Origin of the sequence: Rhizobium fabae (assembly GCF_003985135.1) — a bacterium.
GTDB classification, from domain to species: Bacteria; Pseudomonadota; Alphaproteobacteria; order Rhizobiales; family Rhizobiaceae; genus Rhizobium; species Rhizobium pisi.
In genome coordinates this window covers 59,309-74,121 of sequence record NZ_ML133667.1, presented here as the reverse complement: position 1 = coordinate 74,121, position 14,813 = coordinate 59,309, and the positions used below count along the sequence as shown (strand labels likewise).

Genomic DNA, 14,813 nt, shown 5'->3' with positions numbered 1-14,813 from the left:
AGGATATAGCCGTTGAGCGCCCCCATGATGGTGGAGATCGCCACCGCCGGCACCACCATCTTGATCGAGTTCCAGAAGTAGCCCTTGATGCCGGCGCAGGTCAGCCCGACGCAGGCCTCGCCCCAGGCCTTCACCCAGGGATCGAAGGTCGGCGACTGCGGCAGCGCCAGCATGTTGCCGTTCTGGATCTCGTCCATCGTCTTGAACGAAGTGGTCAGCATGACGAAGAGCGGCATCAGGTAGAGGACCGCGAAGATCACCAGCAGGCCGTAGATGACGATGCGGCCGATCCAGCGGGCATTGTTGTTCCTGCTGTCGCTGGCCTGCGAAAGCGTTGCTGCCGAGGTTCCTGTTGAAGAGGTCACGCTGCTCATCGGGCCTTCTCCTTCAGTTCGGAATAGAGATAGGGCACGATGATCGCCGAGATGGTCATCAGCATGATGATGGCGCTGGCCGAGCCGACGGCCATCTCGTTGCGCTTGAAGGTGTATTCGTACATGAAGTTGGAGGGCAGCCAGGCCGAGCCGCCCGGCCCGCCCGAGGTCAGCGCCACCACGAGGTCGTAGGACTTGATCGCCATATGGGCGAGCACGATAAAGGCCGACAGGAAGATCGGCCGCAGCAGCGGAATGACGATGCGCCGGTAGAGCTGGAAGGGCGAGGCGCCGTCGATCTCCGCCGCCTTCATGATCTCGCCGTCAATGCCGCGCAGGCCGGCGAGGAACATCGCCATGACGAAGCCCGACGCCTGCCAGACGCCGGCGATGACGACGGTGTAGATGACGAAGTCCTTGTTCTTGATCCAGTCGAAGTGGAAGCTCGTCCAGCCGAAGTGATGCAGCGTCTGTTCGAGCCCGAGGCCCGGATCGAGGAACCACTTCCAGGCAACGCCGGTGACGATGAAGGAGAGCGCCATCGGATAGAGGAAGATCGGCCGGAGCAGCCCCTCGCCGCGGATCTTCTGGTCGAGCAGGATGGCAAGCAGCAGGCCGAGGGCCAGGCAGATGCCGACATAGAGGAAGCCGAAGATCGCCATGTTGGTGATCGAGGTATACCAGGAGGACGGCGGATCGCTCTCGAAGGTCCAGCGCCACAGCCGCTCATAGGCACGTGTGCCGGTCAGCGCATAGGAGGGGAAGGTCTTGGAATTGGTGAAGGACAGATAGGCCGTCCAGACGATGAAGCCGTAGACGAAGATCACGGTGATCAGGAAGCTTGGCGCCAGCACGATCTTCGGCAGCGCATCCTGCAGCCGCCCGCGAATGGACGCTCTTGTCCCGCGCGTTGTGATCGCGGGTTCTGTGGTCGCAACAGAACTCATTGGCTCATCTCCGGAAAGTCATCGGCATCAGGACCCTCCCCGGCCGACTGGACCGGGGAAGGCATGCACTATCGTTTTAGCGGGCGTCGTCGATCGCCTGGACGAGCTGCTTGACGGCCTCGTCGGAGGTCTTGATCTGACCGTGGACGAACTTCGAGACGACATCCTTGTAGGCATTGGCGATCGCCGGAGGCGCGCCGTAACCCTGGGCCAGCGAACCGAACAGCGTGCCGCCTTTGTTGGCGGCCTTCAGGTCGGCGATGCCCTTCTTGCCGCAGGCGTCGAAGTCGGTGTCGGGAACGTCGGTGCGGGCCGGCACCGAACCCTTGACGACGTTGAAGGCTGACTGGAAGCTCTTCGACAGCGTTGCCGTTGCCAGCGCCACCTGCGCCGCCTTGCGGTCGTCGGGGACGTTGAACATGCCGAACATGTCGGAGTTGTAGATCACGCTGCCTTCGGTGCCGGGGAAGCGGTAGCAGAGGAAGTCGGTGTTCGGCTTCTTCTTGGCGGCGACGAATTCGCCCTTGGCCCAGTCGCCCATCACCTGCACCAGCGCATCACCCTTGATGACCATGGCGGTGGCGAGGTTCCAGTCGCGGCCGGAGAAGTTCGGATCGACGTATTTGACGATCTTGGCGAGGTTGTCGAACGACTTCTTCATCGTGTCGGACTTCAGCGATGCCTCGTCGAGGTCGTTGAAGGCCTTCTTGTAGAACTCCGGTCCGCCGGTCGACAGCACGATCGAATCGAACATCGTCGCTTCCTGCCAGTTCTGGCCGCCGAGCGCCAACGGGATGACGCCTGCAGCCTTGGCCTTGTCGAGCAGGGCGATCAGCTCGTCGAAGCTCTTCGGCTGCTTGCCGCCGATCTTGTCCATGACAGCCTTGTTGATCCACAGCCAGTTGACCGAATGGACGTTGACGGGGGCTGCCACCCACTTGCCGTCATAGACGGAGAACTTCTGCAGCGCCGCCGGCACCGACTTGTCCCAGCCTTCCTTCTTCGCCGTCGCCGTCAGGTCGCCCATGACGCCGGCCTGGGCATAGTCGAGCACGGTATAGCCCAGCATCTGCGAGGCCGTCGGATAGGTACCCGCCGCCACCATCGCCTTCAGTGCCGTCATCGCCGCGTCACCGCCGCCACCGGCCACCGGAACGTCCTTCCAGGCAAAACCTTCCTTCGACAGATCCTGCTTCAGCACGTTCAAAGCCGCAGCCTCGCCGCCCGACGTCCACCAGTGCAGCATCTGCACTTCCTTCACGTCGGCTGCCTGCGCCCCACCAAGACCAGCCATCATCACAACAGCAATTGCCGCCGAACTTAAAAACTTGCGCATGAATTTCCTCCCATTGAAATCGGCGGCGGGACCTCCCTGCCGCCCGATGCGTCCCGCCATTCGGCGGTCGGCATACGGCCGCGCTCCTCCGCGCGGTTGCTAATTTAAAACGTTATAAAGCATTGATCGTCAAGCTCTTTCTCGGCTCCCGAGAAAAATATGGTTATTTCATCATCCTATTGAATATTATATATATTTTTTAAACGACTAATAAAATGTCAAAATTTAAAACGTTTTCATTCGTCGATTGCGCACCGGTCTCATCGTGTTATTGTACCGGCAATTCCAGCACGGAAAGCCAGAGTGAGCGAATCGTCCCGGCCGCAGCGCGGCGACAACCTCGATATCATGCCGAAGCGCGGCAAGCCGACCTTGCGAACGATCGCCACGATCGCCGGCCTTGCGGTGACGACGGTGTCGCGGGCGCTCTCCGATGCGCCGCAAATTTCGCTCGAGACCCGCCAACGTGTGCACCGCATCGCCCGCGAGATCGGCTATCTTCCCGACCGGGCCGCGCAGCGGCTGAAGACAGGCCGCACCAACGTCATCGCCATCCTGCTCGATTCGCATGAGGAAGTGGTCGGCTTCAGCACCTCGATCATGTACGGCATCGCCAAGGCGCTGAAAGAGACCTCCTACCATCTTGTCGTCGCCCCCAACTTCCTGTCGACGACCAATGTCGAGGCAGCCGAATACATCGTCCGCAATCATTTGGCCGACGGGCTGATCTTCACGCGGACTGAACCACTCGACGCCCGCGTCCGCCTGCTGCTCGAAACCGGTTTTCCCTTCATCTGTCACGGCCGCACCGAATTTTCGACGCCACACCCTTATGTCGATTACGACAATTTCACCTTCGCCTATGAGGCGACGCGCCGGCTGATCGCGAAGGGCCGTCGAAAAATCACGGTGATCCTGCCGCCGAAACGGCTGACCTTCTGCCAGCATATCCTGCACGGCTTCATGACGGCAGTGCGGGAGGCCGGCATCGCCTATGAAATCCCCGAAGCAATCGATCTCGATACGCCGGCAGATTTGCTGCGCGATTTCATTAGCGCCCGCGCGGCCGCCCCGGAGGCGCCTGACGGCTTCATCTGTCCCGGCGAGGTTTCAGCGCTCGCCGCCATCAGCGGCATGAGCGATGCCGGCCGCACCCTCGCGGTCGACTACGATATCGTCGCCAAGGAGACGTCCCGTCTTCTCACGCAATTGCAGCCGAAGGTCGATACGATCCACGAGGATCTGACGGCGGCCGGCGAAGATCTTGGCCGCATGCTGCTGCAGCGCATCAACAATCCAGACGCCGCAGATCTGCATCTTCTGTTGCCGCCGCAGATCAATTTTCCGATCGGTTAGACCCGCTCGGAAGGCCGGCATCTTAAAACTATTTCCCTCGCGCGTGATTTGTCCTAAAAGCACGCCGTAATCCGGTCGCAGCCCACCCGGTCAAAACAAGGGAATCTAAAATATGAAAACCATCGTCGTCTGCTCCGGCGGACTCGACTCCGTTTCGCTTGCCCACAAGATAGCGGCGGAAGAACAGCTTATCGGTCTCGTCTCCTTCGACTACGGCCAACGCCATCGCAAGGAACTCGATTTCGCCGCCAAATGTGCCGCACGGCTCGCGGTTCCACACCACATCATCGACATCGCCGCCATCGGCGGCCATCTCAGCGGATCGGCCCTGACCGACGATGTCGAGGTTCCCGACGGTCACTACGCCGAGGAGACCATGAAGGCCACCGTGGTGCCCAACCGCAATGCCATCATGCTGGCAATCGCATTCGGTTTGGCGGCTGCGCAAAAGGCGGATGCCGTCGCCGTCGCCGTGCATGGCGGCGACCATTTTATTTATCCGGACTGCCGGCCGGGCTTCATCGATGCGTTCCAGCGCATGCAAAACGAAGCGCTGGACGGTTATGCCAGCGTCAAGCTATTTGCACCCTATGTCCATGTCTCCAAAGCGGCGATCGTGGCGGACGGCGCGAAATACGCCACGCCCTTCGCGGAAACCTGGTCCTGTTACAAGGGCGGCAAGCTCCATTGCGGACGCTGCGGAACCTGCGTGGAGCGCCGCGAGGCTTTCCATCTTGCCGACGTCACCGATCCGACGGAATACGAAGACCGCGACTTCTGGAAAGCGGCCATCTCGCGATATTCCGCCACGGAGGCGCGCTGATGTACCGCATCACCAAGGAGTTTCATCTCTCCGCCTCGCATCAATTGGATCACCTTCCTGCCGACCATCAATGCGCCCGGCTCCACGGCCACAACTATGTCGTGGTCGTCGAGCTTGCTGCCGAAAGCCTGAATGACGATGGCTTCGTTCGCGACTACCACGATCTCTCGCCGCTCAAGCGCTACATCGACGAAACCCTCGATCATCGTCACCTGAACGAGGTATTCGGTCACTCGAAGGTCACGTCCGAGTTCCTGGCCAAACATTTTTACGACTGGTGCAAGCAGCGCTTCCCCGAGACATCGTCGGTGCGCATCAGCGAGACGCCCAAGACCTGGGCGGAGTACAAGCCATGAGCGCGGAGACCATTCGCGTCAGCGAGATCTTCGGCCCGACCATACAGGGTGAAGGCGCGTTGATCGGGCTGCCGACGGTGTTCGTCAGGACGGGCGGCTGTGACTACCGCTGCTCCTGGTGCGACAGCCTTCACGCGGTCGACAGCGCGTTCCGGGACCAATGGATTCCGATGTCCACCGAGGCGATCTGGCTGGAGGTCAAGAAGCTCTCCGGAGACAAGCCGATGACGGTTTCCCTTTCCGGCGGCAATCCGGCGATCCAGCCCCTCGGGCCACTGATCGAGCTCGGCCATTCCCAGGGATACCGCTTCGCACTGGAAACACAGGGAAGCGTGGCGCGGGACTGGTTTCGCGATCTCGACATGCTGGTCTTGAGCCCGAAGCCGCCGTCAAGCGGAATGTCGACCGACTGGGAGCAGGTCGACAACTGTCTTCGACTGGCTGCCGGCGGGCCGGAGATCGCGTTGAAAATCGTCGTCTTCGACGATGCCGATTATGTCTTCGCCCAACAGGCGGGTCAACGCTATCCCTACGCTCCCCTCTTCCTCCAGCCGGGCAACCATACGCCGCCGCCACCCGATGATGACGACACCCGCGTCGATATCGACGGCGTGATGGAGCGGATGCACTGGCTCGTCGACAAAGTGACGGCCGACCGATGGTTTTCAGTCCGCGTACTGCCGCAACTGCATGTGCTGCTTTGGGGAAACAAACGGGGCGTGTGAGCCTGCCTGACGCTACCCCTCTGGAAAAGCGAAGACATCGACAGGCTCGCCAAGCCCGCGCAGCGGGAAGGTGCCGAGGCTGTCCATGTCTTTCGCGCAGCCCGCCATTTCGACGAAAGCCCGTGACAGGAGCACCGGGCGCTTGACCTCCTTGGTCAAGTTTTCGAGCCGTGAAGCAATATTGACCGCCGGGCCGATGACGGTGAAATCCAGACGCCGGCGCGAGCCGATATTGCCGTACATGACATCACCGACATGCACGCCGACGCCATAGCGCAGAGGGTCGCGCCCCATGCGAACGTGCTCCTCGTTCAATTGCGCCATCGACGCCTGCCCCTCACGGATCGCCTGCAGCAGATCGAGGCAGGCCGTTTCCTTGGCGAGAGGGAAGATCGCCAGCAATCCGTCGCCCATGAATTTCAGGATCTCGCCGCCATACCGTTCGACCGGGTCCGATATCGCATCGAAATAATCGTTCAGCAGATGGATGACGTCATCGCGCGGCCAGAGATCGGAAATCGCCGTGAAGTCGCGCAGGTCGCAGATCATGATCGCCGCGCCGACGGTCGCCCCGCTGCCGCGCGTCGTCGCACCCGACAGGATGTGCTCGCTCGCATGCGGGCCCACATAGGTCTGCAGCAGCGTCCGCGCCATGATGTTCTTCAGCCTGATTTCGCTGACAAGGGTCAGTGCCGGCAAGAGATCACGCAGGAAATCGACGTGCTCGCTCGTAAAACCGCCCGGCCGGCTGGTGGAAAATGTCACGACGTGCCGTTTGCCGAAAGTATGCTCGACCGGCCAGGCGATATATTCGGTGAGGCCGCTGTCGTGCAGTTCCCGATAAAATGAATCCTCGTCACCGTCGGCTATGTTTTCCAGCTGTCTGCGGACCTCTTCGGCACCCTGATGGATCGCATTGATGGGGCTAGTCAGGAACTCCGGGGTATTTTCGACACCATAGGCGAAAGTGTCGATCTTCGCCTCCGTCAGACCCTCCTTCCAGAGGATGCGGGCGCCGATCCACTGCGGATGGTTCGTCCTGAAATGCAATGTCGCGCGCGCCACCGGCACCCCTGCCGCCATAAGCTTCCCGCACATTTCCACCAGGATGTTGTCGATGAAGCGCTCGTTGCGCGTTTCGTTCACCAGCCAGTCGAGAATGCGCCTCCGGCGGATCGGCCAGATGCCTTCGTCCGTTTCAACGGCAACTTTGGTCCTGTTTAGAAGAGACGACATCAGAAACTCCCGCTAAGCCACACCATTGGCGAGTACCGAATTCAGCTTCCGCTGAATGTGGTCGATCGAGAAGCAAATGATAAGGGGAGGCTGAAATTAAGTCTCAGAAATCCCAGTCCTCGTCCTCGGTCGCGACCGCCTTGCCGATGACATAGGAGGAACCCGAACCGGAGAAGAAGTCGTGGTTCTCGTCGGCATTCGGCGAGAGCGCAGACAGGATCGCCGGATTGACCTTGCAGGCCTCAGCCGGGAAAAGCGCCTCATAGCCGAGATTCATCAGCGCCTTGTTGGCATTGTAATGCAGGAACTTCTTGACGTCCTCGGTCAGCCCGACACCGTCATAGAGCGCTTCGGTATACCTGGCCTCGTTGTCATAGAGCTCGAGCAGCAGGTCGAAGGCGAAATCCTTGATCTCCTGTTTCCGCTCATCGCCAAGCCGTTCCAGCCCGCGCTGGAATTTGTAGCCGATATAATAGCCGTGCACCGCCTCGTCGCGGATGATGAGCCGGATCATGTCGGCCGTATTGGTGAGCTTGGCCCGGCTCGACCAGTACATCGGCAGGTAGAAGCCCGAATAGAACAGGAAGCTTTCGAGGAAGACGCTCGCGACCTTCTTCTTCAGCGGATCGCCGGAGCGGTACTGCTCCATGATCAGCGTCGATTTCCGCTGCAGGAATTCGTTCTCCTCCGACCAGCGATAGGCATCGTCGACATCGGGCGTCGAGCACAACGTCGAGAAGATCGAAGAATAGGAGCGAGCATGCACCGCCTCCATGAAGGAGATGTTGGAAAGCACCGCCTCCTCGTGCGGCGTCGCCACATCCTCCATCAGCCTGATGGAGCCGACGCCGTTCTGGATCGTGTCGAGCAGCGTCAGTCCGGTGAAGACACGAATGGTGAGCTGCTGCTCGGCCGCCGTCAGCGTCGCCCAGGAGGGGATGTCGTTGGAAAGCGGCACCTTTTCCGGCAGCCAGAAATTGCCCGTGAGGCGGTTCCAGACTTCGAGATCCCTATCGTCCTCGATGCGGTTCCAGTTGATGGCGCGCACACGGCTGATTGGCTTTACGGCGATGTTCATAGTGATGATGTCCTTCCAATATCTGATGGCGCTCGAAGCCCCCTCACCCTGCCCTCTCCCCGAGGGGAGAGGGGATGTCGCGCCTGCCGCAGATGTCTTCTCCCCATCGGGAGAAGGTGCCGGCAGGCGGATGAGGGGGCCATTCGCTCAAAGGTTCGAAACCCGAAATCAAATCACAGCGTACAAGACACACAGCCCTGCACCTCGGTGCCGGACAGCGCCATCTGGCGAAGGCGGATGTAGTAGATCGTCTTGATGCCCTTCTTCCAGGCATAAATCTGCGCCTTGTTGATGTCGCGCGTCGTTGCCGTATCGCGGAAGAACAAGGTCAGCGACAGACCCTGGTCGACATGCTGGGTCGCCGCCGCATAGGTATCGATGATCTTCTCCGCGCCGATCTCGTAGGCGTCCTGATAATAATCGAGATTGTCGTTGGTCATGAACGGCGCCGGATAATAGACACGACCGATCTTGCCTTCCTTGCGGATCTCGATCTTCGACACGATCGGGTGGATCGAGGAGGTCGAGTGGTTGATGTAGGAGATCGACCCCGTCGGCGGCACCGCCTGCAGGTTCTGGTTATAGAGGCCTGAGGCCATCACGGCCTTCTTCAGTTCCAGCCAGTCTTCCTGCGTCGGAATATGAATGCCGGCGTCATCGAATAGCCCCTGCACCTTCTCGGTCGCCGGCGTCCATTCCTGGTTCGTATATTTGTCGAAATATTCGCCGGAGGCATATTTCGAATTTTCAAAGCCCTTGAAGCTCGTGCCCCGCTCGACCGCCAGGAGGTTCGAGGCACGGATCGCGTGATAGGTCACCGTATAGAAATAGATATTGGTGAAATCGACGCCTTCCCTAGAGCCGTAAAAGATGCGCTCGCGGGCGAGATAGCCGTGCAGGTTCATCTGGCCGAGGCCGATCGCATGGCTCTCGTCATTGCCCTTCTCGATCGAGGGAACCGAGGAGATGTGGCTCATGTCGGAAACGGCTGTCAGCGCCCGGATCGAGGTCTCGATCGTCTTGCCAAAATCGGCCGAATCCATCGCCGCCGCGATGTTCAGCGAGCCGAGATTGCAGGAAATGTCCTTGCCGAGATGCTTGTAGGAGAGGTCGTCATTGTAGTCGCTCGCCTCGCTCACCTGGAGAATCTCCGAGCAGAGATTGCTCATGGAGATGCGCCCGGCGATCGGGTTCGCCCGGTTCACCGTGTCCTCGAACATGATGTAGGGATAGCCGCTCTCGAACTGGATTTCGGCAATTACCTGGAAGAATTCGCGTGCCTTGATCTTCTTCTTCGAGATACGGGCATCCGCCACCATCTCGCGATATTTCTCCGTCACCGAGATTTCAGTGAAGGGCACACCATAGACGCGCTCCACGTCATAAGGCGAGAACAGGTACATGTCCTCGTTATTCCTGGCGAGTTCGAAGGTGATGTCGGGGACGACGACGCCGAGCGACAGCGTCTTGATGCGGATCTTCTCATCGGCATTTTCGCGCTTGGTATCGAGGAAGCGCATGATGTCGGGGTGATGGGCATTGAGATAGACCGCACCCGCGCCCTGGCGCGCACCGAGCTGATTGGCGTAGGAGAAGCTATCTTCCAAGAGCTTCATGACGGGGATGATGCCGGAGGACTGGTTCTCGATCTGCTTGATCGGTGCGCCGGCCTCGCGGATGTTCGTCAGCGACAGGGCCACGCCGCCGCCGCGCTTGGATAGCTGCAGCGCCGAATTGATCGACCGGCCGATCGATTCCATATTGTCTTCGACGCGCAGCAGGAAGCAGGAGACGAGCTCGCCGCGCTGCTTCTTGCCGGCATTGAGGAAGGTCGGCGTCGCCGGCTGGAAACGGCCGGAAATGATCTCCTCGACCATGTCGCGGGCAAGGCCCTCGTCGCCACGCGCCAGCGCCAGCGCCACCATGCAGATGCGGTCCTCGTAGCGCTCGAGATAGCGCTTTCCGTCGAAAGTCTTCAGCGTATAGCTGGTGTAGTATTTGAAGGCGCCGAGGAAGGTCGGGAAACGGAACTTCTTGGCATAGGCCTGGTCGAACAGGTCGCGCACGAAATTGAAGGAATATTGGTCGAGAACCTCCTGCTCGTAATAGCCCTCGGTCACGAGGTAATCGAGCTTTTCGCGGAGATTGTGAAAGAACACCGTGTTCTGGTTCACATGCTGCAGGAAATACTGCTTGGCAGCCATTCGATCCTTGTCGAGCTGAATCCGCCCCTGATCGTCATAGAGGTTCAGCATCGCGTTCAGCGCGTGGTAGTCGAGCGTTTCCGCCGCTTTCAAGGGGCGTTCGCCGGCGGGATGAGCAAAAGTGTTATGCGGTTTTGCGCCCGCATCCCGCGTCAGAGTTGTTCCCGTGTCCAAAACCGTTCCATTCCGTGTTTGACGTTGGCGACGTCGTCTTCCGTGCCGAGCAACTCGAACCTGTAGAGGTAAGGCACCTGGCATTTCTGCGCGATCACGTCGCCGGCGAGCCCGTATGTCTCGCCGAAATTGCTGTTGCCCGCGGCGATCACGCCCCGGATGTGTCCTCGGTTTTCCGCATCGTTGAGGAAACGGATCACCTGCTTGGGAACGGCCCCCTTGCCGCCGTCGCCGCTATAGGTCGGCACAACAAGCACGAAGGGTTCGCGGATATGGAACGCGTCTGCGCCACCTGCCGGAATGCGCGCCGCGCGCAGTCCGAGCTTGGCGACGAACCGATGGGTATTCTCGGACCGGCTGGAATAATAGACGATCAGGCCCATCGCTTTTCCGATCAGGAAAGCGCGCTGATCATGTCAGGACGGAAGCCCGCCCAATGGCGCTCGCCGGCGATGACGACAGGAGCCTGCATGTAGCCGAGGCTGCGCACGCGGTCGAGCGCCTCGGCATCCTGCGAAATGTCGACGATGTCGTAATCCACGCCGAGCCGGTCGAGAGCGCGGTAGGTAGCAGTGCATTGAACGCAGGCGGGCTTGCTGTAAACGGTAACGCTCATCATGTTCCTCGTGATGTCAATGAATTCAGGACGCAGGACTGGGATCGGGGCGTCTCGCGGCGTCCAGGCAACGCTTGATAATGATTTGGCAGAGTTGGCGCTTAAACGCCGGATACGATCCCTTGTGGGACTTGCGCGGGCGGCGGCCTTGATATGTTCGACATGACTTCACCCCGAAATGGCTCATGCGGAGGTTCGGGCCTGCGAAACGCGCTGCGGACATGATCGGCAGCCATGCAACGCGACCTTCCGGACACCCCGCCCGTGGACGTTTTGTTCGAGGCAGGTCTCCTGGCTCACGGGTCAAAGCACCCTGCCCAGCCTTCCCGGAGCATCATGCTCCAGTGACCTGAAATCAGACAGTTGCTCGCCGCTTACAGTTGCGGGGGCAGCTCCGGCATTGCCGCGCCATGATGGCGAAGCGCACCGTATTCCCGTCTTAGCCCTCGATCCTCACGAATCGAAGGAACCTCAAACACTAGATATAGTACGCGAATCGGAATTCACGTCAACGGATGGTTTGTGCATTGCGTTACGGCAGGTTTGAAATCACTGCATTCCTGTGAAAAACATGGATAACCAAAGCTTAAAGACATGAGGCTGTGGAGAAGGTCCCAGCAAAGAGAGCCAGCCTAACGCATGTGCTTCGTGCGTCCGCAAGGACGCACGGCGCTCCAACAGCCGGCTCCGCGATTTTCGATTCCCGATCAGGCCCGAATCGTCGGGTCTCAATCACAGTCAAGGAACATTCATGCCTTTATTCGAAGCAGCCGTAGCGCATTGATCGTCACCAGTACCGTGGCGCCGGTATCGGCGAGGATCGCCGGCCAGAGGCCGGTGATGCCGGCAATCGTCGTCACCAGGAAAACCGCCTTCAGCCCGAGCGCGATGGTGATATTCTGCAGGATATTGCGCATTGTCCGCTTGGAAAGCTCGATCATCCGCGCCACGTCGCCGACACGCCCGTGCAGCACGGCGGCATCCGCCGTCTCCAGCGCCACATCGGTGCCTCCGCCCATGGCGATGCCGATATCGGCGGCCGCTAGCGCCGGAGCATCATTGATGCCGTCGCCGACCTTGGCGACGATAAAGCCCTCACGCTTCAGTTCGCCGACGACCCGCTGCTTGTCCTCAGGCATCATCTCGCCGCGCCAGTCGATGCCGAGCATGCCGGCAACGGCGGCTGCCGTCCGTTTGTTGTCGCCCGTTAGCATCATCGCCTTGACGCCCGCCGATTTGAGCGTGGAGAGACCAGCCTTGGCATCCTCGCGCGGCTCGTCGCGCATGGCGATCAGGCCGGCCGTCGCACCGTTGACGAGCAGCACCGACACGCTCTTGCCCTCATCGTTCAATGCTGTGATGCGAGCGTCCTGTTCCGCGCCGAGCGCGCCGCGTTCGCGGGCCGCAGGCGGCGACAGCAGGTCCAACGTTTCGCCGCCGACTTTGCCGCTGACACCCTTGCCCGGCAGCGCTTCGAGTTCGAAGGCCGACGGCACGGGAACGCCGTCCGCCTTGGCGCGGTTGAGGATTGCCAGCGCCAGCGGATGGCTGGAGCCCTGCTCCAGCACCGCCGCGCGCGACAAGATCTGAGCCTCGCTCAACCCGAAGGCAACGATGTCGGTCACCTGAGGCTTGCCTGCCGTCAGCGTGCCTGTCTTGTCGAAGGCGACCATCGTCACCTTGCCGAGCGTTTCCAACACCGCGCCGCCCTTCATCAAGAGCCCGCGCCGCGCGCCGGCCGACAGCGAAGCAGCGATTGCCGCTGGCGTCGAGATGACGAGCGCGCAGGGGCAGCCGATCAACAGTATGGCAAGACCCTTGTAGATCCATTCGCTCCACGAATTGCCGAAGAATAGCGGCGGAACGGTCGCGACGAGTGCCGCGACCACCACCACGCCCGGCGTGTAATAGCGCGAAAACCGGTCGATGAAGCGCTCCGTCGGCGCCTTCGATTCCTGCGCTTCCTCCACCAGTTTGACGACGCGCGCGATGGTGTTGTCAGCGGCGGCCGCCGTGACGCGAACCCTCAGCACCGCATCCCCATTGACCGTTCCCGCAAAAACGACGGCATCGACGCCCTTGCGCACCGGCGTGCTCTCACCTGTCACCGGCGCCTCGTCGATCGCGCTCTCGCCTGATACAATGATGCCGTCCGCCGAGATGCGGTCACCCGGACGAACCATGATGATCGCGCCGACAGCAAGACTTTCCGCCGGCACCTCGCGCGTCTGCCCATTGTCTTCGAGCAGCGCTTTCTTCGGCACCAGGGCCGTCAGCGACTGGATGCTTTCGCGCGCCTTGCCCGCAGCGACACCTTCCAACATCTCCCCGACGAGGAACAGGAAGACGACGGTTGCCGCCTCTTCCCCGGCATTGATGATAACGGCGCCGACGGCCGCGATCGTCATCAGCATTTCGATCGAGAACGGCGTGCCCGAGAGAGCCGCCATGACCGCCCGCCGTGCGATCGGCACCAGACCGACCAGCATGGCGACGATGAAGGCATAAGATGCAACCGCCGGCACGAGATGGCCGATGGCATAGGCGGCAACGAGCGCCACGCCCGAGAGGATGGTCAGCCGGCCCTTCCTGCTCTGCCACCAGGGGCCAGTCATCGGCGCATGGTCGTGCCCGTGCAGGCCCTCGATTTCCTTCTCGCCATGGGCGTGGTCGTGACCTGCGTGATCATGTCCCTCATGATCGTGATCATGGCTCGCATGATCGTGGTCGTGGCCCGCGTGATCGCCGTGATCGTGGTCATGATTATGGTCGTGGTCGTGGTCGTGACGATGGTGCGAGCCGTGTTCATACGCAGGCGCCGCGACGCCGGCAAGCGGCGCGACGGAATAGCCGAGCCCCGTCACCCTCTTCTCGATCGCCTTGAGGTCACTGCTGCCGTCATGCCGGACGGTCATCGTGCCCGCCATCACCGAGACGGAAACATCGGCGACGCCAGCCACGCGTCTGACTGCCGTGTCGATCTTGGTTGCACAGGCGGCGCAATCCATGCCGCCGACCCGGTATCGTGTCTCGCTCGTCTCAGCCATCGTCGCTTCCTTGCTAAACAGAAGCATCTCTCCTACATCCTCTAGCGACTAGAGGTGCAAGAGGAAAATCATGAAAAAGATAACGATCGGCGAAGCCGCCCGCCAGAGCGGCGTGAAGGTGCCGACGGTGCGTTATTACGAGAGCATCGGCCTGCTTGCGGCGCCGAGCCGCAGCGAAGGCAACCAGCGCTCCTTCGTGCCCGCCGACATCAGCCGCCTCGCCTTCATCCGCCATGCCCGCGAGCTCGGCTTCGAAATCGAGGCGATCCGCACGCTGCTGACCCTGCAGGACGATCCGAACCAGTCCTGTGCATCGGCCGATGCCATCGCGAAGGCGCGCCTCATCGAGGTCGAGCAGCGCATCCGCAGCCTGATGGCGCTGAAGGCGGAGCTGGAAACGATGGTGGAAGGCTGTGGTCATGGCCGCGTCGACCAATGCCGCGTCATCGAGGTCCTCGCCGATCACGGCCAGTGCAGGCATTCGCATCATTGACGGCTTGCGCCCTTGCAGGTGATGCGCGCCCGGCCCAAAACTGCCCCA

The 14,813-nt window shown here is 60.8% G+C and carries 14 protein-coding genes and 1 riboswitch; of the genes, 5 read left to right on the top strand and 9 right to left on the bottom strand.

The features are described from left to right. The 3 genes from EFB14_RS31705 to EFB14_RS31695 all read right to left on the bottom strand — a co-directional run. Nucleotides 1–374: ABC transporter permease family protein (locus EFB14_RS31705; RefSeq protein ID WP_164737587.1), on the bottom strand; the 374-nt coding region annotated here is incomplete at its 3' end. Beyond that, complete coding sequence (locus EFB14_RS31700) at nucleotides 371–1,321, bottom strand: carbohydrate ABC transporter permease (RefSeq protein WP_126829488.1); 951 nt, start codon at nucleotides 1,319–1,321, stop codon at nucleotides 371–373. The genes EFB14_RS31700 and EFB14_RS31705, both read right to left, overlap by 4 nt. 76 nt (nucleotides 1,322–1,397) lie before the next feature. Then, entirely contained in the window at nucleotides 1,398–2,657 is a 1,260-nt protein-coding gene (locus EFB14_RS31695) for an ABC transporter substrate-binding protein (protein ID WP_126830710.1), read from the bottom strand. 303 nt (nucleotides 2,658–2,960) lie between these two features. On the opposite strand from EFB14_RS31695, the gene EFB14_RS31690 reads away from it, so the two are divergent. The 4 genes from EFB14_RS31690 to queE all read left to right on the top strand — a co-directional run bounded on the left by EFB14_RS31690 (nucleotide 2,961) and on the right by queE (nucleotide 5,917). Further along, nucleotides 2,961–4,013, top strand: a complete 1,053-nt coding sequence (locus EFB14_RS31690; protein WP_126830708.1) for a LacI family transcriptional regulator — start codon at nucleotides 2,961–2,963, stop codon at nucleotides 4,011–4,013. 112 nt (nucleotides 4,014–4,125) lie between these two features. Then, entirely contained in the window at nucleotides 4,126–4,836 is a 711-nt protein-coding gene (queC, locus tag EFB14_RS31685; RefSeq protein WP_126830706.1) for a 7-cyano-7-deazaguanine synthase QueC, read from the top strand. Then, entirely contained in the window at nucleotides 4,836–5,192 is a 357-nt protein-coding gene (queD, locus tag EFB14_RS31680) for a 6-carboxytetrahydropterin synthase QueD (RefSeq protein WP_126830704.1), read from the top strand. The genes queC and queD overlap by 1 nt, the downstream gene beginning before the upstream one ends. Further along, nucleotides 5,189–5,917: a 7-carboxy-7-deazaguanine synthase QueE gene (gene queE / locus EFB14_RS31675; protein ID WP_126830702.1), complete on the top strand. Its 729-nt coding sequence runs from the start codon at nucleotides 5,189–5,191 to the stop codon at nucleotides 5,915–5,917. The genes queD and queE overlap by 4 nt, the downstream gene beginning before the upstream one ends. A 12-nt stretch (nucleotides 5,918–5,929) precedes the next feature. Here queE and EFB14_RS31670 read toward each other — a convergent pair whose 3' ends face one another. The 6 genes from EFB14_RS31670 to EFB14_RS31645 form a co-directional block, all read right to left on the bottom strand. Then, nucleotides 5,930–7,153: an adenylate/guanylate cyclase domain-containing protein gene (locus EFB14_RS31670; protein ID WP_126830700.1), complete on the bottom strand. Its 1,224-nt coding sequence runs from the start codon at nucleotides 7,151–7,153 to the stop codon at nucleotides 5,930–5,932. A 103-nt stretch (nucleotides 7,154–7,256) separates the two neighbouring features. Beyond that, entirely contained in the window at nucleotides 7,257–8,231 is a 975-nt protein-coding gene (nrdF, locus tag EFB14_RS31665; RefSeq protein WP_126830698.1) for a class 1b ribonucleoside-diphosphate reductase subunit beta, read from the bottom strand. Between the two features lie 173 nt (nucleotides 8,232–8,404). Further along, complete coding sequence (nrdE, locus tag EFB14_RS31660; protein ID WP_126830696.1) at nucleotides 8,405–10,609, bottom strand: class 1b ribonucleoside-diphosphate reductase subunit alpha; 2,205 nt, start codon at nucleotides 10,607–10,609, stop codon at nucleotides 8,405–8,407. After that, entirely contained in the window at nucleotides 10,588–10,992 is a 405-nt protein-coding gene (gene nrdI / locus EFB14_RS31655) for a class Ib ribonucleoside-diphosphate reductase assembly flavoprotein NrdI (protein WP_126830694.1), read from the bottom strand. The genes nrdE and nrdI overlap by 22 nt, the downstream gene beginning before the upstream one ends. An 11-nt stretch (nucleotides 10,993–11,003) precedes the next feature. Continuing rightward, nucleotides 11,004–11,225 carry a glutaredoxin-like protein NrdH gene (gene nrdH, locus EFB14_RS31650; protein ID WP_010068756.1) on the bottom strand — a complete coding sequence of 74 codons (222 nt, stop codon included), beginning with the start codon at nucleotides 11,223–11,225 and terminating at the stop codon, nucleotides 11,004–11,006. A 264-nt stretch (nucleotides 11,226–11,489) separates the two neighbouring features. Then, nucleotides 11,490–11,714, bottom strand: a riboswitch (cobalamin riboswitch). Between the two features lie 260 nt (nucleotides 11,715–11,974). Beyond that, nucleotides 11,975–14,272 (bottom strand): heavy metal translocating P-type ATPase, encoded by a 2,298-nt coding sequence (locus EFB14_RS31645; protein WP_126830692.1) that lies wholly within the window; start codon nucleotides 14,270–14,272, stop codon nucleotides 11,975–11,977. A 70-nt stretch (nucleotides 14,273–14,342) separates the two neighbouring features. Between EFB14_RS31645 and EFB14_RS31640 the strand changes: the two genes are divergently transcribed. Then, complete coding sequence (locus tag EFB14_RS31640; protein WP_126830690.1) at nucleotides 14,343–14,765, top strand: MerR family transcriptional regulator; 423 nt, start codon at nucleotides 14,343–14,345, stop codon at nucleotides 14,763–14,765. Nucleotides 14,766–14,813: the final 48 nt, after the last annotated feature.

Excerpts from the sequence above, each read along its gene's own strand:
- EFB14_RS31700 (WP_126829488.1), bottom strand. The coding sequence starts at position 1,321 with ATGAGTTCTGTTGCGACCACAGAACCCGCGATCACAACGCGCGGGACA.
- EFB14_RS31695 (WP_126830710.1), bottom strand. The coding sequence starts at position 2,657 with ATGCGCAAGTTTTTAAGTTCGGCGGCAATTGCTGTTGTGATGATGGCT.
- queC (WP_126830706.1), top strand. The coding sequence starts at position 4,126 with ATGAAAACCATCGTCGTCTGCTCCGGCGGACTCGACTCCGTTTCGCTT.
- queD (WP_126830704.1), top strand. The coding sequence starts at position 4,836 with ATGTACCGCATCACCAAGGAGTTTCATCTCTCCGCCTCGCATCAATTG.
- queE (WP_126830702.1), top strand. The coding sequence starts at position 5,189 with ATGAGCGCGGAGACCATTCGCGTCAGCGAGATCTTCGGCCCGACCATA.
- EFB14_RS31670 (WP_126830700.1), bottom strand. The coding sequence starts at position 7,153 with ATGTCGTCTCTTCTAAACAGGACCAAAGTTGCCGTTGAAACGGACGAA.
- nrdF (WP_126830698.1), bottom strand. The coding sequence starts at position 8,231 with ATGAACATCGCCGTAAAGCCAATCAGCCGTGTGCGCGCCATCAACTGG.
- nrdI (WP_126830694.1), bottom strand. The coding sequence starts at position 10,992 with ATGGGCCTGATCGTCTATTATTCCAGCCGGTCCGAGAATACCCATCGG.
- nrdH (WP_010068756.1), bottom strand. The coding sequence starts at position 11,225 with ATGAGCGTTACCGTTTACAGCAAGCCCGCCTGCGTTCAATGCACTGCT.
- EFB14_RS31645 (WP_126830692.1), bottom strand. The coding sequence starts at position 14,272 with ATGGCTGAGACGAGCGAGACACGATACCGGGTCGGCGGCATGGATTGC.
- EFB14_RS31640 (WP_126830690.1), top strand. The coding sequence starts at position 14,343 with ATGAAAAAGATAACGATCGGCGAAGCCGCCCGCCAGAGCGGCGTGAAG.